We start from the raw sequence: 22,160 nt of genomic DNA on the forward strand, positions 1-22,160 counted from the left end.
CCATGTCGCTCGCCTGTCCCGCCCTGCTCATCGCCGCCCCCGCCTCCGGCCAGGGCAAGACCACCGTCACTGCGGCGCTCGCCCGCCTGCATGCCAGGCAAGGCCGGCGCGTTACCGTCTTCAAGTGCGGCCCGGATTTTCTCGATCCGCAGATTCATGCCGTGGCCAGCGGTCGACCGTGCCAGAACCTCGATTTCGGCATGTGCGGCGAGGACGATGCGCGCTGGCGGCTGGCGCGCGCCGCGCGCGATTCCGACCTGATCCTCATTGAAGGCGTCATGGGCCTGTTCGACGGAACGCCGTCCGCCGCCGACATCGCCTGCCGCTTCGGCATTCCGGTCATGGCGATGATCGATGCCGGATCGATGGCCCAGACTTTCGGTGCCGTTGCGCACGGCCTCGCCAGCTACCGGCCCGGCCTGCCCTTTGCCGGCGTGCTCGCCAACCGCGTCGGCAGCGAACGTCATGCCGGCATGCTCAAGGACAGCCTGCCGCCCGGCATGGGCTGGTTCGGCGCGCTGTCGCGCAATGCCGCGGCGGCACTGCCCGAACGTCACCTCGGCCTGCTGCAGGCGGCCGAGATCGACGATCTGGAAAGCCGCCTCGACCAACTCGCCGATGCGCTGGCCGCCACCGCAACGGTCGACCTGCCAAACAGCATCGAATTCGCCAATGTTGCCGCACCCGGCGTCGCGCCACTGCTCAGCGGCCGGCGCATCGCGATTGCCCGCGACGCCGCCTACGGCTTCATCTACCCGGCCAACCTGGAAATGCTGACGGCGCTCGGTGCCGAATTGCACTTCTTCTCGCCCATCGCCGGCGAAACGCTGCCGGCGTGCGACGCCGTCTGGCTGCCCGGCGGCTATCCCGAACTGCATGCCACGGCGCTTTCGGCCAACTCGGCGCTGTGGACCGCCTTGCGCGCCCACGTCGCGGCCGGCAAACCACTGCTCGCCGAGTGCGGCGGCATGATGAGCCTGTTCGAGCAGGTCACCGACAAGGCCGGTGCGACACATGCCTTCGCCGGCCTGCTGCCCGGCGTCTCGGTCATGCAACCGCGCCTGGCCGCCCTCGGCACCCAGTTCGCCGATCTGCCGGAAGGACGGCTGGCCGGCCACACCTTCCATTATTCGAAGAGCGAAACACCGCTCACGCCGCTCCTCCGCGCGCATACTCCGGATGGCCGTAGTGGCGAGGCGATTTACCGGCTGGCGCGCCTGACCGCTTCCTACGTGCATTTCTACTTTCCATCGAACCCGCTCGCCTGCGCCGCCCTGTTCGCCTGATACTCTCCGTTTTTTACGAAGAGTAAATGCATTTAATCCATATTTTTCTGGAAACATAAGCCGGCTATGATCCGGCCCGTAGCACTCACCTCGATGGAGACAAACATGAAATCATTTGCTTTGATGGCCGCGGCTCTGGTCCTCGGCTTTACGCTGACCACCGGTGACGCCGAAGCCGCCCGTCGCCTCGGTGGCGGCAGCTCTTCCGGCATGCAGCGCCAGGCCGTGACCCCGAACAAGGCGACCAACGCCGCCCCGACCCAGAATCAGGCAGCACCGGCCGCCGCACCGCAAGCCCAGCCCAAGCGCTCGTGGATGGGCCCGCTCGCCGGCCTCGCCGCCGGTCTCGGCCTCGCCGCGCTGGCTTCGCATTTCGGCTTCGGCGAAGGCCTGGCCAACATGATGATGATCGGCCTGCTGGTCATGGGCGCCGTGATGCTGTTCGGCTTCCTGATGCGCAAGAAGGCGGCCAGTGCCCAACCCGGCATGCAGTACGCCAATGCCAACGCCGGTTATGGCGGCAATGCCGCACCGCAGCCTGATTTCATTCCGGCTGGCGGTTCTGCTGCCGCCCCGGCTGCCAATGCAGCGAACAGCGGCAACATTCCGGCCGGCTTCGATGTCGATGGCTTCGTGCGTAACGCCAAGGTCAACTTCATCCGTCTGCAGGCCGCCAACGATGCAGGCAACCTCGAGGACATCCGCGAATTCACCTCGCCCGAGATGTTTGCCGAGATCAAGCTGGGCATGGCCGAACGCGGCGCTGAAAAGCAGGAAACCGACGTCGTCCAGCTTAACGCCGAAGTGCTCGACGTTGCCGAAGAAGCCAGCCGTTACGTCGTCAGCGTGCGCTTCACCGGCCTGATCCGCGAGGAAAAGAACGCCGCGCCGGAAGCCTTCGACGAAATGTGGCACATGACCAAGCCGCGCAGCGGCAATGGCGGCTGGGTGCTGGCCGGTATCCAGCAAGTCCAGTAACACTGACGCAGCAGATGGCAGAAGGCCGGCGGAGCAATCCAGCCGGCCTTTTTTTACGGAGGTGCACATGGCAGCCTCAATCATCGGCGAGTTCATCGTGTCCGTGATCGGCGAAGTCCTCGTCCAGATTGTCTTTTACTACACCGGCAAGGCGGTCGTGCCAGTGATCAGCCTGGGTCGCTGGCTGACCGCCAGCATGAGCGATAGCGCGCCGCCCGGCCGGGCAAGCCGCCTGTCCTGGGTCGATGATGCCGGGCCGGCCAGGCGCTGGCCGGCTTTCTCTTCTACATCGCCCTGATTTTGTTCCTGGTTATCTATTAACAGCGCTAACGCTTGCCGGCCAGGCGGCGGAAAAAGCCGCGCCGGGAAGTGTCGGGGGCCGGTGCCGCGGGCAGGCTCGGCGGCACTGCTGACGGCATGCCGAAAATGAAGGCTTGCAGCGCGTCGACCGCTATCTGGCGGGCCGCGGCCATGTCCGGCACCAGACTCATCGGCGTGATCAGCGTGCTGAACTGATAGGTACCGAGTTCCTCCTCGCGCGCCGAGACGAAGGGCAGTGTACCGCCCGGCAGTTCGAGAAAGCGCCGCTGGCCGGCTGGAATCTCGCCCCACAGGGTGCCGCCGCCGGGCAACAGGTAAAGGCGCAGGAACCACGGCGTGATGACGACGCCGAACCAGTCGCCGGCGTGGCGGGCAAAGCCAAGGCTTTCGACATCGAGCGCCGGATTGATTTCCGCCATGTCCGGCTCGCCGCGCTGCCAGACGGCACGGTAATGGGCGGCAAGCAGCGCCGCCGGGCTCTCGGCATAAAGTACGACGGGGGAATCGACCTGGTTCATGAGCGGCAAGCGACACGGATTAAAGCCGGCATTCTCCGCCGACTTCGCGGCGCTGCCAATCAGCTCGAGCAGCTGACCGCGAGTCCGTTCGCCCAGTCCGGCGGCAAGGCGGCGTAAGCCTCGAACTCCGGCTGTTCGTCGTAAGGCCGGCGCAGGCAGGTGAGCAGGCGCTGCACCTCCGAGAAATCGCCGCTCTTCGCCTTCCGGATGGCGACCTCGGCCAGCCAGTTGCGCAGCACGTATTTCGGACTCGCCGCCCGCATCGCCGCCTGCCGTTCGGCATCCGGCCACGGCGTTTGCGCCAGGCGGGCGCGCCACTCGGCGAGCCAGGTGTCGCAGGCACTACGGTCGACGAACAGGTCGCGCAACGGGGCGTCGGTTTTGGCCATATTTTCGCGGTCGACCGCCGCCGGCAATTTCGCCAGCGAACGGAAGAACAGCGTGAAGTCGGGGCGGTGCTGCTGCAGGAAGCCGAAGGTTTCGCCGATGAAGTTCTCGTCGTCGGGCAAGCCGTCGCGCAAACCGAGCTTGGCGCGCATCAGTTGTTCGAACCTGCCTTCGAAAGCCGGGCCGTAATGCTCGTCGACCGCGGCCTTGCACTGCGCCGGCCGGCCGATCAGCGGCAGGAAGGCATCGGCCAGGCGATAGAGGTTCCATTGACCGATATGCGGCTGGTTGCGGTAGGTGTAGCGTCCCTGGTCATCAGAGTGATTGCAGATATGGCCGGGGTCGAAGGCTTCCATAAAACCGAACGGGCCGTAATCGAGGGTCAGGCCGAGAATCGACATGTTGTCGGTGTTCATCACGCCGTGCATGAAGCCGACCGCCATCCAGTGCGCGATCATCTCGCCGGTGCGGCGGGCCACGTCGGCGAGCAGCGCAGCGTAGGGGTTGGCCGCATCACGGCACGCCGGGCGGAAGGTGTCGATCACGTAATCGGCCAGTTGCTTCAATTCAGGCTGCCGGTCACGTGAGGCCCAATGTTCGAAGGAACCGAAACGCACGAAACCAGGCGCGACGCGGGCGACCACGGCCGCCGTTTCGATTTGCTCGCGGCGCACCGCCTGGTCGCCGCCGACGATGCACAGGGCACGCGTCGTCGGGATGCCGAGCCCGGCCATCGCCTCCGAACAGAGAAACTCGCGGATCGACGAGCGCAACACAGCGCGCCCGTCGGCACCGCGCGAATAAGGCGTGCGGCCCGCCCCCTTCAACTGGATTTCCCAGTGCCCGTGTTCGTTGCGCAGGCCACCGAGCAGATGCGCCCGACCGTCGCCCAACTGGCCGGCCCAGACGCCGAACTGGTGTCCGGAATAGACGGCGGCCAGCGGTTGACTGCCCGGCAGCAGACGATTTCCGGCGAAGATTTCGGCGAACTCCGGGCTGTTCAGCAGCTCCGCTTCCAGACCGACCAGCCCGGCCACTTCATCGCTGATCGCGACGACATGCGGATTGCTCAGGGGCTGCGGCGCCAGACGGGTGTAAAAGGCCTCGGGCAAGGCAGCAAAGCTGTTGTCGAAGCGGGGCGAGGCAGGTGCGTTCATGGCGGTCCGGATGGTTGCGTTGGCAGGAATATGTAGAGGTAGAGTACGAAAGCGGCCCGGCGTTCCCGGCTGATGCATAATCGCAGCACGCAATCCGGCAAGGCAGCGCATGATGGACCAACTCCCCCGCGAACATTTTCCGGCCGCCTGTACCGTGTTCGGCATCGACGAACCGGGCGATTCGGCCTACGCCATCGAAAGCGGCAGCGTCGAAGTACTGGCCGGCCCCGACCAGCAGCGCGTCGCCATCCTTGGCGTCGGCGAACTGTTCGGCGAAGTCGCGCTGCTCGACCACCTGCCGCGCACCGCCACGGTCCGCACGCTGGAGCCGACCACCCTGGTCCGCATCGAACGTCAGCATGTCAATGAACTGCTCAAGCGCAGCGACCCGGTCATCCGGCACCTGCTCGAACTGCTGCTGCAGCGCTTTCGCAGCAAGCACCGCGAACACCCGGACGAAGGCTCGGCGATGGCCGGCAGCGATGACCGCACCTGCGCCCTGCGCACCCTGGCCCTGACCCGCGATCTGGCGCACGCCCTCGATTTCGACCAGCTCGAACTGTATTACCAGCCGCTGATCAGCTTTTCGCGGCGCAACCTGGTCGGCTTCGAAGCCCTGGTCCGCTGGCGCCACCCGACGCTGGGCATGATCATGCCGCTCGAGTTCATCGGTCTGGCCGAACGCACCGGGCTGATCCACAAGCTGGGCGCCTGGGTGTTGCAGCGCGCCGTCGCCGACTGGGCCGGCCTGCGCCAGCACTGCCAGCCCGACGGCGGCCTGCCGCCCTTTGTCAGCGTCAACCTGTCGGCCGATGAACTTGGCGACCTCAGCATCGTCGACCGCATCCGCCAGCTCCTTAACAGCCATGCCATGCGGCCGCACGAACTGAAGATCGAGCTGACCGAAACGGTCATCATCGAAGATAGAAACAGCGTCAGTCAGGTACTGGAGCAACTCTCGGCGCTTGGCATCGCGATCGCGCTCGATGATTTCGGGACCGGTTATGCCGGCCTCGAAACGCTGAAAAGCCTGCCCATTTCCTGCCTCAAGATCGACAAGAACTTTGTCCAGGAAATCGACAGCTCGCTGCGCAGCCATGAAATCGTACTCACCGCCATCCAGCTTGCCGCCTCGCTCGGCATCAGCACCATCGCCGAAGGCATCGAGGATGAGGCGACTTTCCGCCGCCTCGACGCCATGGGTTGCGACGTCGCCCAGGGCTATTACTTCGCCCGGCCGATGCCGGCTGCAGCCGTCGCCGGCTGGCTGAAACAGTCCATCCACGAAGGAAAATGTGCCGCTGCAGCGGGTTGACCGCTGGCCGTCGATCAATGCCTTGCCGGCGGCCACAACGGCTGGCTACACTGGCGAGCTTCGTTCCGCCGACCAACCCCTTTTTCCGAGTATCCCGAGCATGCGCCGCTACCCGTTTTCCTTCGTCGCCCTGAGCAGCCTCGGCCTGCTTTGTGCCATTCCCGGCCTGATCAGCCTGGCCGGTTTCGGTGCCAGCCTGCATCCGGTGCTTGAAGACCCGATGGCCGGGCTGGCCTTTGTCGTGTCCGCGGTCGCCCTGATCGGCTCCGGCGCCTTTCCGCTGGTCATCGAGAAACTGAAGGAAAACGAGGGCGCCTGAACGGTCGACCGCCGGGAAAAGGCAAAAACTACTTCGTGCAGCCGCCGGAAACGCCGAAGTACTCGATACGTATGGTCAGCGCCGCACCGCCAACAATGGCCAGGAAAGTGACGATGGAACCGAGCGCCAGCGTCGAGATGCCGCTGATCCCCTGACCGACCGTGCAGCCCAGCGCCGTGACGCCGCCAAAGCCCATCAGCGCAGCGCCGATCAGATGGCGGGCGATGTCATCGACACCGGCAAAACCTTCCCAGCGGAAACTGCGGCTCAGCAAGGCCCAGGCCGCCGAACCGGCGACCACGCCGAGCACGCTGGCAATCCCGAAACTCATCTTGCGGCTGGTATCCGACCACAGCATCAGCAACTCAAGGAAATAAGCGCTCGGCGCGACGAAACTGAAGGCTTCCATGCGCCCGCTGTTGGTCGCCACAAAGGCTTCCTGCAGTGTCTCCGGGTCTTCCGCCAGATAGCCGAGATGGCCGCTGACATACCAGGCGGCGACGACCGCCAGACCGACCCCGAAGCCGCCGAGCAGGTTGTCGAGCGTCCAGAAATCGCGCTTGAACAGGCAGAAAGCGGTCAAGCCGCCGCCGATGCCGAGTACGCCAAGCGCAAAAGCGGTCTGCGCCTCGACTCCTGCCGAGCGCAGCAAGGCCGGCACGTCCTGACCGCCGGGCAAAGTCAGCGTCACCTTGTCGAGCACGCCGACACGGAAGACGCCGAGCACGCCGCGCATCGTCATGTAGGCGACCAGGCCGAGCACGATGAAGACGACCAGCGACTTGAGGTTGCCGCCACCGATGCGGATCAGCGTCTTCGAGCCGCAGCCGGAAGCCAGCACCATGCCGGCGCCGAAGCAGCCGCCGCCAACCAGGCAGGACAGCCAGTTGAAACTGGCGCCGCGGTAGATCGACTTGTCGAGATCGATCAAACCGGCCGCGTGCAGCGCACCGGCGCCGAGCACCGCAACGCCGATCGCCAGCAGCCACATGCGCATGCGGCTCCAGTTGCCCATCACGAGGATATCGGTAACCGCGCCCATGGTGCAGAACGAGGTCTTCTGGCCGAGTGCACCGAAACAGAAGGCCAGGGCGAAGGCGAGCCAGATGATGCTGGTGGCGGAAAGGGCTTCCATGCTCAGGCCGCGTAGTGCGTCGGATCGGCCACCCCGGCCGCGGCAAAGCCTTCGGCACGCAGGCGGCAGGAATCGCATTCGCCGCAGGCGTGGCCATCGGCATCGGCCTGGTAGCAGGAAACGGTGAGACCGTAATCGACGCCGAGCGCCGTACCGGTCTGGATGATCTGCGCCTTGGAAAGGTCGATCAGCGGCGCGTGGATGCTCAGCTTGACGCCCTCGACGCCGGCCTTGGTCGCCAGATTGGCCATCTTCTCGAAGGCGGCGATGTACTCGGGCCGGCAATCCGGGTAGCCGGAGTAGTCGACCGCATTGACGCCGACGAAGATGTCGCGGCTGCCGAGCACTTCGGCCCAGGCCAGGGCGAGCGAAAGCATGATGGTATTGCGCGCCGGGACGTAGGTCACCGGGATGCCGGGCTGCACGCCGCCGGTCGGTACGGCGATGGAGGTGTCGGTCAGCGCGGAACCGCCGAACTGGGCGAGGCCGAAATTGATCACGCGATGCTCGACGGCGCCGAGCGCCGCGGCCACCCGGCGCGCCGCATCGAGCTCGGCGCTGTGCCGTTGGCCGTAGTCGAAGGACAGGCAGTAGCAGTCAAAGCCCTGGCTTCTGGCCAGCGCAACACAGGTGGCGGAATCGAGTCCGCCGGAAAGAAGGACGACAGCAGGTTTCATAGTGGGGCAGGAAAAAACTGAACAGCCGCGATTGTGCCGGCATCCGGCCCATCCTGCAGCAGGATTTTGCCCTTCGGCTCATGTCGAAACGACTAGATCATCCAGTTATCGGGCGTTTCCAGCGGTTGACCGTAGCCGGCCAGGCTTTCCTCAAAATCGGCAAACGCGATCGGTCGACCGAACAGATAGCCCTGAAAACAGGTGCAGCCATGCTCGACCAGATAACGATGCTGCGCTTCCGACTCGACGCCCTCGGCCACCACGTTGAGGCGCAGCGTGTTGCCCATGGCGATGATCGCCCGCACGATCGCCGCATCGTCGGGATCGACGGCAATGTCGCGGATGAAGGAACGATCGACCTTGAGCTGCTCGAAGGGAAAACGCTTGAGGTAGGAAAGCGAGGCATAGCCGGTGCCGAAATCATCAAGCGAGAAACGTACGCCAATCTCGCGCAGCACCTGCATCTTCGCGACCACGCCCTCGACATTGTCGAGGAGCAGGCTTTCGGTCAGTTCCAGCTTGAGCAATTTGGGCTGCACGGCATGCCGCGTCAGCGCGGCCTGTACCTGATCGACGAAATCCGGCTGACGGAATTGCCGGGCGCTGACGTTGACCGACAGGTAAAGCCGCTGCGTGGCCGGATTGTCGGCCCAGCGCCGCAACTGGGCGCAGGCGGTATCGAGCACCCAGGTGCCGATCGGCACGATCAGGCCGGTTTCCTCGGCGAGCGGGATGAAGTCGGCTGGGCCGATCATCGCACCGTCCGGCGGTTGCCAGCGCAACAGGGTTTCCGCCCCGATCAGCTGGCGGGCGCTGTTGACCTGGGCCTGCACGTAGAGCACGAACTCATTGCGACTGAGCGCCCGACGCAGACGCGATTCGAGACTGGCCCGCGTATCGAGTGCGGTCTGCATCGCGCTGTCGAAAAAGCGCACGCTGTTGCGGCCGGCGTCCTTGGCCTTGTAGAGGGCGATGTCGGCCTGCTTGAGCAGCGCCTCGGTGGTCTTGTCGTGGCCGCAGAACAGGCTGACGCCGATGCTCGCCGAATGAAAGTGCTGGATATCGGGACAGACCAGGAAGGGCTCGTTGAGGCTGAGCCGGATTTTTTCGGCAACCGCTTCCGCCTGGATACTGGCGATCTCCGCCTCGCTGCCCAGGTCCTCAAGCATGACGATGAACTCGTCCCCGCCCTGGCGCGCCGCCGTATCCCCCTCGCGAATGCAGGCGCGCAGGCGACGGGCGACCTCAACCAGCAGACGGTCGCCGACATCATGGCCGAGCGTGTCGTTGAGATTCTTGAAATGATCGAGATCGATGATCAGCAGTGCACCGAATTGCTGGCTGCGCTTGCCGGCGACCCGTGCCAGACCAAGCCGGTTGAGCAACAGCCGCCGATTAGGCAGGGCGGTCAACGGGTCAAAAAAGGCCAGATTGTGGATTTCCGATTCGGCCAGCTTCAGATCGGAGATGTCCGAGAAGGTGCTGACGTAATGGGTCAACATCCCGCGATCGTCCCGCACCTCGCTGATGGTCAACCATTCGGGGAAAATGCCGCCGGATTTGCGCCGGTTCCAGACTTCCCCCTGCCAATGTCCGTTGGCATTCAGGCTATCCCACATCTGCCGATAGAACATCGCATCGTGCCGGCCCGACTTCAGCATCGCCGGCGTTCGCCCCATGCTTTCTTCGGCGGAATAACCGGTCAGGGTGGTAAAGGCGGGATTGACCCGCAGGATGCGACGCTCGGCATCGGTCACCATGATGGCCGCCTGCGATTTGAACGCCAGGGCCGCGATCTGCATGTCCTGCTCAAGGCGGGTACGCCAGGAAATATCACTGGCAATACCGAGATAGCCGATCAGTCTGCCGCGGGAATCTTTCAGCGCACTGACCGTCAGCTCGACCGGAAACTGCGAACCGTCCTTGCGCACATAGGTCCACTCCTCATGTGCGGCCTGGTTGTCGGCCAGACGGGCAACGAACACCTCGAAATCGGGACGGACGTCGCGCTCAAGCTCGAACGAAAGCAGGCGGGCCCGCGACTCGATTTCAGCTTCGAGATGGAAGATCGACGCCACCTGCTGTCCGACCACCTCGCTCCAGGCATAACCCAGCATGTGCCGGGCTACCGGGTTGAAATAAATGACCGTGCCGGTCGTATCGGTGGCAATGATGGCGCGCCCGGCATTTTCCAGGATGGCATGCTGGATCTCGCAGAGCTCCGGCAAGGTCTTGCCGGGCGCCACTTCAAGCTCGGTCAGGACACAAGCACCAGAGGGAATGCGATCAGCCATTGAGGGCAGCAGCCAACAATGGGCCGGTCACACAGTTGACCGGCAACGAAACCGGACGGAAAACCAACTCGTTCCATTCATCGGACATTTTTCCCCCTCATCCCCCATCTTCTCGCGCCGATCTCCAACGATCGTTCGTTTCAGTTTGGCGAAGATACTAGCCCAGCAATGACAATGCCGCAAGGATAGGTCAGACCAATCCTTGCGGCGGACCATCACCGGAAGAATCCGGTCAGCTGTGGGTCAGCAGTCCGAGCTCGCGGTCGAGCAGGGTTTCATCGCCAAGATTGAGGGCAACCAGGCGGCGCAGATGGGTAATGCTGTCGAGATCAATCTCGCGACAGGACAAGCCGAGCAGCTCGGCCTGGCTATGCACGACCGTGCATTCCATGCGGATGATCGGGCCGGCATCGTCGAGCTGGACCTCCAGGGTGCAGCGACTGCCGATCTTGGTGAACACCGCTGCATGCGGACGCACCAAGGCACCCTTGAGCGAGAGATCAAGCACCTCGACAGCCATTTCGCCGCTCGGCAAAAACAGGCTGGCTTCGGTCTGGAAGCGAATACGGGAAAACTGGCGGCGGTTGCTGGTCATGGATCTCTCCCCTTACTTGCCTTTCATGTTACCCCAAAGCAGCTTGTGCAGTTGCAGCTGGAAACGCACATTGAGGCCGTCTTCGAGAATCCAGGCCGCCAGATCGGCCGCTTCGATGCGCCCCTGGGCCGGCGAGAAAAGCACCGGGCACAAGGTATCGAGCTGGTGTTCGCGCAAGGCGCTACGTGCCCATTCGTAATCGGCCCGACTGGCGATGACGATCTTGATCTCGTCCTGTTCGTCGAGCAGGCCGAGATTTTCCCAGCGATTCTTCGCACTCTCGCCGGAGTCGGGCGCCTTCAAGTCCATTATTCGCGCCACACGCGGGTCGACCGCTGCGATATCGAGCGCCCCGGAAGTTTCCAGCGATACGTCGTAACCGGCATCGCACAGCGCCGCCAGCAGCGGCAGACATTCCTTCTGCGCCAGCGGCTCGCCGCCGGTAACGCAAACCTGGCGGGCCGGGTATTTCGCCACTTCGGCCAGCACCGACGCTATGGTTGCCGGGGCGCCACCGGTAAAGCTGTATTCGGTATCGCACCAGACACAGCGCAAGGGGCAACCGGTCAGGCGTACGAATACGGTCGGCAGGCCGACGCGGGAAGCCTCGCCTTGCAGCGAGTAGAAGATTTCAGTGATTCTCAGGGCCACAGGTAACTCTCACGCGAGTCGGCCGTCATGGCCGCGCAACGGAGGCGCTCCCGCATCACGCGGAAGCGCTGCCGCTCATTTTTTCTTCAGACGTTGCTGCGCCGATTCGGCAGCCGGGGTATTCGGATACTTGGCAATCACGGTCTCCAGCGAGCGTTTGACGCCGGTCGGGTTGCCCAGTTCCTGCTGGCAGGTCGCAATCGCCAGCCAGGCATCCGACGCCTTGGCGCTGTCCGGATACTTGGTCGTCACGATGCTCTGTGCCTCGATCGCCCGCTTGCAGTCGCGCTGGGCGTACCAGGCATTGCCCAGCCAGTACTGGGCATTGGGTGCCAGCGAACTGTCCGGATATTTCTGCACGAAAGCAGCAAAAGCCGCAGCAGCTTCCTTGTACTTGGCCGCCTTGAACTGGTTCAGGGCGCCTTCGTAGTCCTGGCTTTCCTTGGCCGGATCGCCTTTGATTGCGGCGGCCGGCGTGTTGGTCGAATCCGGCGTTGGCGCAGCGGCAACCGGCGTTTCGAACTTGCGCAGGCGCGAATCCAGATCGAGATAGAAATCCTGCGTCCGCTTGTCGCCGACTTCCTGCTTGTAACCCAGGGTTTCCAGCAAACCGCGCAGGCGGGCAATTTCATCCGCCTGGCGCTGGATCTGCGCCGACAACTCGAGCTGCGCCTTGGCCTGCTGGTCAAAGCGCGCCTCCGTCTTGATCCTGAAGTCAGTCAGTTGGCGACGCGCTTCCTCGTCATCAAAAATGCCGGCCTGGGCCTGTGTGGCACCCAGTGAGGCGATCAGGAGAACCAGACGGAGGCGACGCATGATCAGAACTCGCCGCGACCGTCGGCACCCTTGTAAAGGATGTCGGCACGACGGTTTTCCGCCCAGGCGGCTTCGTCATGACCATCGCTCTTCGGCTTTTCTTCGCCGAGGCTGACCGATTCAACCTGGTCTTCACGGGCGCCGAGCAGGGTCAGCGAACGACGCACGGCATCGGCACGCTTCTGGCCGAGCGACAGGTTGTATTCACGGCTGCCGCGCTCGTCGGTGTTGCCTTGCAGCAGGACCTTGAAGCCACGGTTGGCAACCAGATACTTGGCGTGGGCGGCAACCAGATCCTTGTACTCGCCCTTGACTTCGTAGCTGTCCAGATCGAAGAAGATGCTGCGCTTGGCCAGCGCGCTCTTCGGATCAGTCAGTTCACGCGGCAGGCCGTTGGCATCAACGCCACCGGCAATCACCGGGGCGACACCGGTGCTGGCACCCGAGCCGCCACGCGACTCGACCGGTGCACCGGAATTTTCATCAGGAATCGGGGTGGAGCTGCAACCAACGATGAGTGCGGAAAGCAGGGCGGGGATAAATAATTTTTTCACAACATTCTCCGGGAGGGATTATTGATAGAACGGGCCCCAGGCCGGTTCGCGCACATCACCTGCGGCGACCGAGAGGCGCTGTTTGATCCTGCCATCGCTGGACACAGCCGATAGTACGCCGCGCCCGCCGACTTCAGTGGCGATCAGGATCATGCGGCTGTTGGGGGCGAAACTTGGCGATTCGTCCTTGTGGGAATCCGTCAGCACCTGCACCTGGCGACTGGCCAGATCCATAACTGCCAACTGGAAGCGACCTTCGCGCCGGGCAATGAATGCCAGGCTCTTGCCATCCGGCGACGGGCGCGGCGAGACGTTGTAACTGCCCTCGAAAGTGATGCGCTGGGAATCACCGCCATTGGCGCCAACCCGGTAGATCTGCGGGCTGCCACCGCGATCCGAGGTGAAATAAATGCTGCCGCCATCGGCCGAGTAACGCGGTTCGGTATCGATGCCACCCGACTGGGTCAGGCGCTGAACGCCGCTGCCGTCGGCATTGACCGCATAAAGCTGCGAATTGCCGTCCTTGGAGAGAACGACGGCGAGGCGACGGCCATCCGGCGACCAGGCCGGCGCCGAATTGGAGCCCTTGAAATTGGCCACAATCTGGCGTTGACCGGAGGTGATCGAATGCACGTAGATCACCGGCTTCTTCTTCTCGAAGGACACATAGGCCAGCTTGCTGCCGTCCGGCGACCAGGTCGGCGAGATGATCGGTTCGGTCGAGGTCAGCGCGGTGGCGGCGCCCTGGCCGTCAGCATCGGCGATCTGCAGCAGGAACTGGCCGCGCGCCTTGACGACATAGGCGATGCGGGTCGAGAAGACGCCCTTCTCGCCGGTCAGCTTTTCGTAGATGTAATCGGCAATACGATGCCCAGCGGCGCGCAATTGCTGGTTGCTGGTCACGTAGACCGCGCCGCCCAGCGCCACACCCTTTTGCGTGTCATAGATCCGGAAGCGCGCTTCCATGCGGCCATCCGGGCTGCGCAGCAGGCTGCCGGCAGCGAGTGCATCGGAACCCTTGCTCTTCCAGTCGGCAAAATTGACCGGTGAATTTTCATCGAGCGCGACGCCGGTCGTATCGACCAGCTTGAACAGGCCGCTGCGCTCGAGATCGGAACGCACGGTCGAGGTGACGATGCGCGAGGCCGTCGCATCGCCGAGAAAATCGGCAATGGCGACCGGAATGCGATTGGCACCGGCACCGGTGATCTCGATCGAAAGCTGGGCCTGGGCCAGTGCACTCAGGCAGAGCGCAAACAGAACGAGGAAATATCGGGAGATTTTATGCATGTCGTTCATTTTCAATAAGTTTCGCGCGATTTTACTCTTCAAACGGCTTGTATTTGATTTCGAGCGTGCGCTGGAAAAGCGATGCGTCGTCCGGCTTGGGCAGGGGCGAGGATTTGCGGATAGCAGCTTCGATCGCCCGATCCAGCGCGGGATTACCACTGGATCGCTTTAGTTTGACGTCCAGAATTTCATGCGATGGCAGCTGACTGACCTCGAACACAGCTTCGGGATTGCCCTGTATTCCCGGTGGCAGCATGGAAAGATTGCTTTTGATTTTCACCCGGATCTTGTTCACGTAATCCGCCAAACCGCGCTTGTTCGCCGACGCCCGCTGTTCGGCTTCCGCTGCCGCCGCGTTGGCCATCTGCTGTGCCGAAGCCGTCGCCTTGGCGGTCGACGCCTTCAACTGATTGGTTTCCCTGGCCAATTCCTTGTCGAAATCGAATTTCGGCGCATCCGGCTTTTTCGGCTCGGGCTTGGGGGGCTCGGGTTTCTTCGGTTCCGGCTTGGGCGGTTCGGGCTTAGGCTCGGGTTTCTTGGGTTCGGGCTTTTTCTTGTCTTCCTTGACCACGATATCCGGCTTTTTCAGCACGGGTTCGGGCTTAGGCTCGACCTTGGGCAAGGGCTTCGGTTCCGGCCGTACCTCCGGTTCGGGCGGCGGCGGAGGTGGCGGTTGCAACGCAGGGACCGGACGGGCCGACCACAGTTCGACTTCCATCACTTCCGGCGGACTGCGCTTCCACTGCACACCGAGGAAGAGCGCCGCGATCAGCCCGACGTGCACCACGAAGGTGAACGCCAATGCGTATTTCTTGCCGGGCTCTTCAGGGCGCTGGTCGATCATGAATGCTATTTGCTGCCGGTTTCCAGGCCAACCTTGGCAAAGCCCAGCCGCTTGACCTCATCGAGCACTTCAATGACGTTCTTGAACTGGGTTTCCTTGTCGCCGGCGACCAGGACGGCAATTTCCTCGTCACCTTCCTTGAGGGAACTCAGCTGTTCCTTCATTTCCCTGACACCCTTGACCTTGGTTTCTTTGCCGCTGACGTTGAACACCGCAAGACTGCCATCCGCCTGGACTTCAACCTTGACGTACTTGGCCGGCTTCTGCGAAGCGGCGCCGGTGGTCGGCAGGTCGACCGAACCGGTCGTCATCATCGGCGTCGTCACCATGAAGATGACGAGCAATACGAGCATCACGTCGATATACGGAACGACGTTGATCTCGGCTTTGAGTCGGCGCTGGCGCATCACAGCTCCCGTGAAAATCGATCACGCGCAGCGCTGGGCAGGCGGCGAGTGAGACAGTGCTGCGCGCACGGCGAAGGAGCCAACGAAGTCAGCGCAAGCGTGGCCATTTTTAACGCATCTGCCGTTGCAGGATGTTGGAGAACTCTTCCATGAACGACTCGTAACGCACCGCGAGGCGGTCGATGTCGTGCGAGAAGCGGTTATAGGCGAGCACCGCCGGAATCGCCGCGAACAGGCCGATGGCGGTGGCGACCAGCGCTTCGGCAATACCCGGCGCGACGGACGACAGCGTCGCCTGGCCGACATTGGAGAGGCCGCGGAAGGCATGCATGATGCCCCACACCGTACCGAACAGACCGACATACGGCGATACCGAACCAACCGAGGCGAGGAAGGAGAGGTGCGACTCGAGCGCATCCATCTCGCGCTGGAAGGTGGCGCGCATGGCGCGGCGCGAACCATCGACGATGTCCTTCGGATCGAGGTTCTTCTGGCCCTTGAGCTTGGTGAATTCGCGGAAGCCGGCCTCGAAGATGCGTTCCATGGAACCGGCGTGGTGACGGTCGTTGACCGCGCTGTTGTAGAGATTGTTGAGATCACCGCCGGACCAGAAGTCGCGCTCGAAATTTTCGGTCTTGGCGCGCGCCTGGCGCACCGAGAACCACTTCATCGCGATGTAGTACCAGGACATGCAGGAGACGCCGGCGAGCAGCGCCATGACGACCTGCACCACCGCGCTGGCGTGCAGGATGAGCTGGAGGATGGAAAGGTCCTGGGTGACGTTCATTTAAGGGTTTCCAGTTTGCTGTGCAGGAATTCGGGAATCGCGGAAGGCGTCATCGTCGCCATGTTGACACAGGCAATCTCGACCGAGCCGGTGACCAGCTCTTCATCACCGCGCCGGACATGCTGGCGGAAGACGACGCGGACGCGGGTCAGCTTTTCGACTTCGAGGCCGACGGTCAGCTCGTCGTCGAGGCGGGCCGGCTTGAGATATTCACAGCTTGCCTTGCGGGCAACGAAGCCAATACCGGCATCGGCCGCCAGTTGCGACTGGTCGTGACCGGCAAAACGCATCCACTCGGTGCGGCAGCGTTCGAAGAATTTCAGGTAATTGGCGTAATAAACGACCCCGCCGGCATCGGTATCCTCGTAATAGACGCGCACGGGGATCGAAAAGGCGTTGGGCTTGGGCTCGTATTTCATCGTGCGATTTTACCTTGCGCTGCAACAATAGTATGTAACGGTGTGTTTCCTTGCTGATTTTCGCGTCGACCGCTCAGCAGCAATGCCTGGAAACATCCCGGTCACACAGCGATACACCGGCTTACATTCGCACTGACATCCAGGCGGTAACCAGCGGCGTTATTCGGCACAAGGCGCTGCAATATCGCAGCACCGGAAAACCAAACCACCCCGCTCAAGGAGATTCAAAATGTTCAAGTCCATCATCACTCTTGCTGTTGCCGCTGGTTTCGCTTCTGCCGCTTTCGCCCAGGCGCCGGCCGCCGCGCCTGCCGCCGCACCGACTGCCAAGGTCGTCGCCCCGGCCGCTGCTGCCGTCGAAAAGAAGGTTGAAGCACCGAAGGCTGCCGAAGCCGTCAAGACCGAAGCCGTGAAGAGCGCCGCTCCGGTCAAGGCCGAAGCTGCCCCGGTCGCGGAAAGCAAGCCGGCCAAGAAGGCCCACAAGGCAAAGAAGGCTGCCAAGGCTGAAGCCGCCGCCACGGTTGCTCCGGCGGTTGCCCCGGCTGCTGCAAGCGTCAAGTAAGCGCATCTCCCGAACAAAAAAGCCCCGGATGGAAGTCCGGGGCTTTTTTGCGTCGACCGTCTGGCGAGACTATTCGTCGGCGAGCAGGTCGCGCACCACGGCGCTGTTCGGCTCGGCCAGACCGAGATGGCGATAGATGGCCGGCGTCGCGATGCGGCCGCGCAGCGTGCGCTGCAGGTAGCCCTGCTGGATCAGGTAAGGCTCGAGCACGTCCTCGATGGTATCGCGTGCTTCGCCAATCGCGGCCGCGATGTTGTCCACGCCGACCGGACCACCGCCGAACTTGTCGATGATGGCGGAAAGCAGCTTGCGGTCCATGATGTCGAGCCCGGCCGGGTCAACGTCGAGCATGTGCAGCGCGGCATCGGCGACCGGGCGGGTGATGCTGCCGTCAGCCTTGACCTCCGCATAGTCGCGCACCCGCCGCAGCAGGCGGTTGGCGATACGCGGCGTACCGCGCGAGCGCTTGGCGATTTCGAGTGCACCTTCCGGGTCGATCGGCGCATTGAGCAGCGAAGCCGAACGGCTGACGATGCTCTGCAATTCCTGCGCGTTGTAGAACTCGAGGCGGGCGACGATGCCGAAACGGTCGCGCAGCGGATTGGTCAGCATGCCGGCCCGGGTCGTCGCGCCGATCAGCGTGAACGGCGGCAGGTCGAGCTTGACCGAGCGCGCCGCCGGCCCTTCGCCGATCATGATGTCGATCTGGAAATCTTCCAGCGCCGGGTAGAGGATTTCCTCGACCACCGGGCTCAAGCGATGGATTTCGTCGATGAACAGCACGTCGTGCGGCTCGAGATTGGTCAGGATCGCCGCCAGGTCGCCGGCGCGTTCGAGCACCGGCCCCGAGGTCTGGCGCATGTTGACGCCCATTTCGTGGGCGACGATGTGGGCCAGCGTCGTCTTGCCGAGGCCGGGCGGACCGAAGAGCAAGACGTGATCGAGCGAGTCGCCACGATTCTTGGCAGCCTGGATGAAGATTTCCAGCTGTTCGCGGATTTTCACCTGGCCGGTGTAATCGGCCAGGCGCTTCGGGCGCAGCGCACGTTCGAGGGCTTCTTCCTGCGCCGATTTGCTCTGCGGCGCGATGATGCGCTCGACCGCCACCAGTTTGTCGGTTTCGATCATGCGGGGTCTTCCTCACGCGTCCAGCGCCCGAACAGCATGTGGCCGAGCGCCAGCAGCACCGGCCCGAGAAAAATGCCGATGAAGCCGAAAACCAGCACGCCACCGAGCACACCGAGGCCGATCAGCAGGATGGAAATGCCGGCGCCGCGGGCGATCAGGACGGGCTTGACGAAATTATCGATGCTGCTGATCACGAACAGACCGTAAAGCACCATGAAAATCGCCCAGCCGGTCTGGTCCTGGGCGTACAGCCAGGCAGCAGCACCGCCCCAGATCAGGGGTGGGCCGATCGGGATCATCGACAGGAAAAAAGTGGCAAAGCCGAGCAGCATCGCAGCCGGCACACCGGCAATCAGGAAACCGATCGTCGCCACCGCGCCCTGCGCTGCCGCCGTGCCGACAATACCGAGCATGACGCCGATCACCGTGCCGCGCGTCTTTTCCAGCATTTCTTCGCCCAGTTCACCACCCAGCTTGTGAGCACCCACTTTCAGTGCATTGCTCACTTTGGCACCATCACGATAAAGGAAAAACACCACGAACAGAACCAGCGCCAGCTGCAACAGACCATTGGCGGCAATACCGCCGAGCGCCAGCGCAAACTGGCGGGCTGGCCCGCCCAGTTGCTTGACCAGCGCATTCAGCTCATCGCGATTACTCGCGATGTTGTGCCAGAACGCCTGGATTTCGCCGCCAAAGAACGGTAGACCGCTGAGCCAGGCCGGCGGGTCAAGCGGCATACCCTGTTCGACATAGGGTTTGACCAGGGCGATCAGCTTGTCGACGCCGTGCGCCAGGCTGCCGGCCAGGAAAACCGTCGGCAGCAGCATGATCAGCACGAGGAGCAGGGTCATCAGCGTGGCGCCCAGGGTGTCGCGTCCGCCAAGGCGGGGCAGCAGCTTTTCCGAATAGGCCGGCCAGGTGCAGATCCAGACCACGAAGGCAAAGAGCACGGCGCCGATCATCGGCCACAACACCGCCAGGCAGCCGACGATAAGCAGCACGACCAGCGCGACCTGCGCCAGTTGCTTGGGATTTTCGCTATTGAACATCAGACCTTGGAGAGCAGCTTGAGGGCCTGGCGGATACCGTCCGAGGTCCCGACATCGGCTGGCAGCAGCTTCATCGCTGAAGCCGCTTCCTTTTCGTTGTAGCCGAGCGCGAGCAGGGCGTTGGAAATGTCCTGTTTCGCATCGTCGACCGGTGAGCGGAGAGCGACGCCGGTGGTTTCGGCCAGCTTGCCCTTCAATTCGAGAAGCAGGCGTTCGGCCGTCTTCTTGCCGATGCCGGGAATCTTGATCAGGCGGCCGAGTTCCTGCTGCGCCACGGCCGCCGAAAGATCGCCAACCGACAGGCCGGAGAGTACCGACAGCGCGGTACGTGCGCCGATCCCGGAGACCTTGAGCAACTGGCGGAAGGCAAAGCGCTCGGCCTCGCTCAGGAAGCCGTAGAGATAATGCCCGTCCTCGCGCACCGCGAAGTGGGTGAGGAGCGTCGCCTTCTCGCCATTGGCCGGCAGGTTGTAGAAGGTGCTCATCGGCACATCGAGTTCGTAGCCGACGCCATTGACGTCGAGCACGATCTGCGGGGGATTTTTTTCGGCCAGGATGCCGGTCAGTCTGCCTATCATTGCGACGCGATCTCTTTCAGGACGAGGTACTGTAATTTCACACAGGTTCTCATCCTATCAGCCGGCCGCCGCGAACGCGATACCCGGCGGTCGCCAGCGCCCCCAAACCCTGCCCGCCATGCGCATGGCAAATGGCGCAGGCGAGCGCGTCGGCGGCATCGGCGCTGGGCGAAGCGGGCAGCGACAAAAGACGCACGACCATGTCCTGCACCTGCTCCTTGGCCGCCTTGCCGTGGCCGACCACCGCCTGCTTGACCTGCAGCGCAGTGTATTCAGCCACCGTCAGGTCGGCATGCACCAGCGCACTCAAGGCCGCGCCGCGCGCCTGGCCGAGCAGCAAAGTCGACTGTGGATTGACGTTGACGAAGACCTTCTCGACCGCCGCCTGATTCGGCGCATAGGTCGCAATCACCTCGCTGATCCCGGCAAACAGCGTCTTGATGCGCTCCGGCAATGACTGCTTGTCGTTCGACTTGATGCAGCCGCTGGCGACGTAGAGGAGCTGGTTACCGTGCTTTTCGATGACGCCAAAGCCGGTGATGCGCAAGCCGGGGTCGATGCCGAGAATGCGTGGAACGCTCATGCCCCACTCCGCCTGCGAGAAAGGTGACCGGCTTCAGCGCAGGCTAATCGGCAGCGCCGGTTAAGCGGGCAAAGCCCGCGGCCGGAGCTAAAGCCAACAAGCCGGAGGCCGAGAATGCGGGGTATTTCGCTCATTTCGCCCGCGCCACCAGGTAAACACCGCTCACCGCCAGCAACATGCCGGCCGTAGCGGTCAACGTCAGGATTTCACCGAAAACCGCCCAGGCAATCAGTGCCGTGGTCGGCGGCGTCAGATAGAACAGGCTGGCGACATTGACCGCGCTACCGCTGCGGATCAGCAGGTTCAACAAACCGATCGCGCCGATCGACAGGACCAGCACCAGCCAGCCCAGCGCAAAGACGAACTGGCCATTCCACTCGATCTGGAACTCGCCGGTCAGCGCGATGGCGATGGCCGTCACCAGGGCAGTCGGCACGAACTGGATCACCGAGCCGGTGCGCAGGTCGAAGCGGGCGCAATAGCGTTTCTGGTAGAGCGTGCCGACAGTAATGCCGAACAGCGCAATCACGGCCGGCAACAACATCGGGCCGAGTGCCGCCGCATCGCCGAACTTGCCAGAGACGACCAGCCCAACCCCGGCGAAACCGAGCGCCAGACCGGTCCACTGCCGGCCACTGACCTTTTCGCCAAGCAGCCAGCCGGCACCGCAAGCCGTCAACAGCGGCTGCATGCCGACCACCAGCGCCGTCACGCCGGCCGGCAGGCCGTGTTTGATGGCGATGAACACACCGCCGAGATAGACGGCATGCACCAGCACGCCGGAAACCCCGATATGCAGCCATTGCACCGGCGTCTTTGGCCACGGCGCCCGCGTCAGCAGGGCAATTGCCGTCATCAGCGCAATCACCAGCCCGTAACGCGCGAGCAGGAATGACAGGGGGTCGGCGAAAGGCAGGCCGTACTTGGCGCCAATGAAGCCGGTGCTCCACAGGAAGACGAAAAGGACAGGATAGAAACGCTGCATGCGGCTCAGGCCCCGGATTCGGACTTGATGGCGCAGCGCAGGCGGGTTTCGCGCAGGGTTTCGAACAGGGTGCGGGCATCGCCGCTGGCGCGGTGGCGGCGCAATTGCAGGCGTACTTCGACCAGTTGCCGGCTGGCATGCCAGTGGCTCTGCTCGCAATCGCCCAGCAACTCGCGCAGGTCCTTCAACTGGAACGAAGGCAGCAGATCGACCGCATCGAAAAGCAGGCTAAGCCAGACGTAGTCATAGGCCCAGGCATCGCAATAAATCACCTTGCCGCGCAATTGCCGGTTCAGGTCGAGACAGACATCAAGTGCCGCCCGGCCTTTTTCGACGAGCAAGGCGCGGGGGATGCCGTGCACCTGCTCGGCCGACTCATCCCAGTGCGTCCAGGCGGCTTCCGGACGGATCAGCGTGCAATACGATTCGCCGTCCGGTGTGTAGTAGCCGATCTCGATCGGATAGCTGCCGCGCCCGAAGCCCGAGGCTTCGATGTCGATGATGATCGGCAGCTCCATCGAG

Annotated in this window: 26 protein-coding genes; 6 read left to right on the top strand and 20 right to left on the bottom strand. The window is 63.2% G+C overall.

From position 1 onward, the window contains the following. The first annotated feature begins 2 nt into the window (after positions 1-2). From KIG99_RS09305 to KIG99_RS09315, 3 genes are all read left to right on the top strand, one after another. Positions 3-1,286, top strand: coding sequence for a cobyrinate a,c-diamide synthase (locus KIG99_RS09305; protein WP_226459908.1), 1,284 nt, complete (start codon positions 3-5; stop codon positions 1,284-1,286). A 105-nt stretch (positions 1,287-1,391) separates the two neighbouring features. Further along, positions 1,392-2,264 (top strand): Tim44 domain-containing protein, encoded by an 873-nt coding sequence (locus KIG99_RS09310; protein ID WP_226459909.1) that lies wholly within the window; start codon positions 1,392-1,394, stop codon positions 2,262-2,264. A gap of 67 nt (positions 2,265-2,331) precedes the next feature. Then, positions 2,332-2,562 carry a hypothetical protein gene (locus tag KIG99_RS09315; protein ID WP_226459910.1) on the top strand — a complete coding sequence of 77 codons (231 nt, stop codon included), beginning with the start codon at positions 2,332-2,334 and terminating at the stop codon, positions 2,560-2,562. Between the two features lie 28 nt (positions 2,563-2,590). Here the strand turns inward: KIG99_RS09315 and hybE are convergent, their stop codons facing one another. Next, positions 2,591-3,103 (bottom strand): [NiFe]-hydrogenase assembly chaperone HybE, encoded by a 513-nt coding sequence (gene hybE / locus KIG99_RS09320; protein WP_226459911.1) that lies wholly within the window; start codon positions 3,101-3,103, stop codon positions 2,591-2,593. A gap of 59 nt (positions 3,104-3,162) precedes the next feature. Then, complete coding sequence (locus KIG99_RS09325; protein WP_226459912.1) at positions 3,163-4,647, bottom strand: protein adenylyltransferase SelO; 1,485 nt, start codon at positions 4,645-4,647, stop codon at positions 3,163-3,165. Positions 4,648-4,756: 109 nt separating this feature from the next. On the opposite strand from KIG99_RS09325, the gene KIG99_RS09330 reads away from it, so the two are divergent. Then, the gene (locus tag KIG99_RS09330) at positions 4,757-5,962 is read left to right on the top strand and encodes an EAL domain-containing protein (protein WP_226459913.1); all 1,206 of its coding nucleotides are present in this window, start codon (positions 4,757-4,759) and stop codon (positions 5,960-5,962) included. A 100-nt stretch (positions 5,963-6,062) separates the two neighbouring features. After that, on the top strand, positions 6,063-6,281 hold the full coding sequence (locus KIG99_RS09335; RefSeq protein ID WP_226459914.1) for a hypothetical protein: 219 nt from the start codon (positions 6,063-6,065) through the stop codon (positions 6,279-6,281). 28 nt (positions 6,282-6,309) lie between these two features. Here KIG99_RS09335 and KIG99_RS09340 read toward each other — a convergent pair whose 3' ends face one another. From KIG99_RS09340 to ybgC, 12 genes are all read right to left on the bottom strand, one after another. Continuing rightward, on the bottom strand, positions 6,310-7,416 hold the full coding sequence (locus tag KIG99_RS09340; protein ID WP_226459915.1) for a YeeE/YedE family protein: 1,107 nt from the start codon (positions 7,414-7,416) through the stop codon (positions 6,310-6,312). 2 nt (positions 7,417-7,418) lie between these two features. Continuing rightward, a complete protein-coding gene (gene queC, locus KIG99_RS09345; RefSeq protein WP_226459916.1) occupies positions 7,419-8,093 on the bottom strand; it encodes a 7-cyano-7-deazaguanine synthase QueC in 675 nt (224 codons plus the stop codon). 92 nt (positions 8,094-8,185) lie between these two features. Next, positions 8,186-10,387, bottom strand: a complete 2,202-nt coding sequence (locus KIG99_RS09350; protein WP_226459917.1) for a sensor domain-containing protein — start codon at positions 10,385-10,387, stop codon at positions 8,186-8,188. A 232-nt stretch (positions 10,388-10,619) separates the two neighbouring features. Then, positions 10,620-10,982, bottom strand: coding sequence for a PilZ domain-containing protein (locus KIG99_RS09355; protein WP_226459918.1), 363 nt, complete (start codon positions 10,980-10,982; stop codon positions 10,620-10,622). A 12-nt stretch (positions 10,983-10,994) separates the two neighbouring features. After that, positions 10,995-11,633, bottom strand: a complete 639-nt coding sequence (gene queE / locus KIG99_RS09360) for a 7-carboxy-7-deazaguanine synthase QueE (protein WP_226459919.1) — start codon at positions 11,631-11,633, stop codon at positions 10,995-10,997. 75 nt (positions 11,634-11,708) lie between these two features. Then, positions 11,709-12,449 carry a tol-pal system protein YbgF gene (gene ybgF / locus KIG99_RS09365; protein ID WP_226459920.1) on the bottom strand — a complete coding sequence of 247 codons (741 nt, stop codon included), beginning with the start codon at positions 12,447-12,449 and terminating at the stop codon, positions 11,709-11,711. 2 nt (positions 12,450-12,451) lie between these two features. Continuing rightward, a complete protein-coding gene (pal, locus tag KIG99_RS09370; protein WP_226459921.1) occupies positions 12,452-13,003 on the bottom strand; it encodes a peptidoglycan-associated lipoprotein Pal in 552 nt (183 codons plus the stop codon). A gap of 18 nt (positions 13,004-13,021) precedes the next feature. Beyond that, positions 13,022-14,293, bottom strand: a complete 1,272-nt coding sequence (gene tolB / locus KIG99_RS09375; RefSeq protein ID WP_226459922.1) for a Tol-Pal system beta propeller repeat protein TolB — start codon at positions 14,291-14,293, stop codon at positions 13,022-13,024. A 31-nt stretch (positions 14,294-14,324) separates the two neighbouring features. Further along, entirely contained in the window at positions 14,325-15,137 is an 813-nt protein-coding gene (locus tag KIG99_RS09380; protein WP_226459923.1) for an energy transducer TonB, read from the bottom strand. 5 nt (positions 15,138-15,142) lie between these two features. Beyond that, the gene (locus tag KIG99_RS09385) at positions 15,143-15,544 is read right to left on the bottom strand and encodes an ExbD/TolR family protein (protein ID WP_226459924.1); all 402 of its coding nucleotides are present in this window, start codon (positions 15,542-15,544) and stop codon (positions 15,143-15,145) included. Between the two features lie 109 nt (positions 15,545-15,653). Beyond that, on the bottom strand, positions 15,654-16,331 hold the full coding sequence (gene tolQ / locus KIG99_RS09390) for a protein TolQ (RefSeq protein ID WP_226459925.1): 678 nt from the start codon (positions 16,329-16,331) through the stop codon (positions 15,654-15,656). Further along, positions 16,328-16,750: a tol-pal system-associated acyl-CoA thioesterase gene (ybgC, locus tag KIG99_RS09395; RefSeq protein WP_226441649.1), complete on the bottom strand. Its 423-nt coding sequence runs from the start codon at positions 16,748-16,750 to the stop codon at positions 16,328-16,330. Before ybgC ends, tolQ begins: the two co-directional genes overlap by 4 nt. 229 nt (positions 16,751-16,979) lie before the next feature. Here ybgC and KIG99_RS09400 point away from each other — a divergent pair, with 229 nt between their 5' ends. After that, positions 16,980-17,312, top strand: coding sequence for a hypothetical protein (locus KIG99_RS09400; protein WP_226459926.1), 333 nt, complete (start codon positions 16,980-16,982; stop codon positions 17,310-17,312). Between the two features lie 69 nt (positions 17,313-17,381). Here KIG99_RS09400 and ruvB read toward each other — a convergent pair whose 3' ends face one another. The 6 genes from ruvB to KIG99_RS09430 all read right to left on the bottom strand — a co-directional run bounded on the left by ruvB (position 17,382) and on the right by KIG99_RS09430 (position 22,156). Next, a complete protein-coding gene (gene ruvB / locus KIG99_RS09405; RefSeq protein WP_226459927.1) occupies positions 17,382-18,440 on the bottom strand; it encodes a Holliday junction branch migration DNA helicase RuvB in 1,059 nt (352 codons plus the stop codon). Then, positions 18,437-19,492 carry an AI-2E family transporter gene (locus tag KIG99_RS09410; protein ID WP_226459928.1) on the bottom strand — a complete coding sequence of 352 codons (1,056 nt, stop codon included), beginning with the start codon at positions 19,490-19,492 and terminating at the stop codon, positions 18,437-18,439. Before KIG99_RS09410 ends, ruvB begins: the two co-directional genes overlap by 4 nt. Next, complete coding sequence (gene ruvA, locus KIG99_RS09415) at positions 19,492-20,070, bottom strand: Holliday junction branch migration protein RuvA (RefSeq protein ID WP_226459929.1); 579 nt, start codon at positions 20,068-20,070, stop codon at positions 19,492-19,494. Before ruvA ends, KIG99_RS09410 begins: the two co-directional genes overlap by 1 nt. 49 nt (positions 20,071-20,119) lie before the next feature. Continuing rightward, positions 20,120-20,653 carry a crossover junction endodeoxyribonuclease RuvC gene (gene ruvC / locus KIG99_RS09420; RefSeq protein ID WP_226459930.1) on the bottom strand — a complete coding sequence of 178 codons (534 nt, stop codon included), beginning with the start codon at positions 20,651-20,653 and terminating at the stop codon, positions 20,120-20,122. A 130-nt stretch (positions 20,654-20,783) separates the two neighbouring features. Next, positions 20,784-21,638, bottom strand: a complete 855-nt coding sequence (locus KIG99_RS09425; RefSeq protein WP_226459931.1) for a DMT family transporter — start codon at positions 21,636-21,638, stop codon at positions 20,784-20,786. A 5-nt stretch (positions 21,639-21,643) separates the two neighbouring features. Then, positions 21,644-22,156, bottom strand: a complete 513-nt coding sequence (locus tag KIG99_RS09430; RefSeq protein WP_226459932.1) for a 3'-5' exonuclease — start codon at positions 22,154-22,156, stop codon at positions 21,644-21,646. Between the last annotated feature and the right edge of the window lie 4 nt (positions 22,157-22,160).

The organism is Quatrionicoccus australiensis (assembly GCF_020510425.1).
Classification (GTDB): Bacteria; Pseudomonadota; Gammaproteobacteria; order Burkholderiales; family Rhodocyclaceae; genus Azonexus; species Azonexus australiensis_A.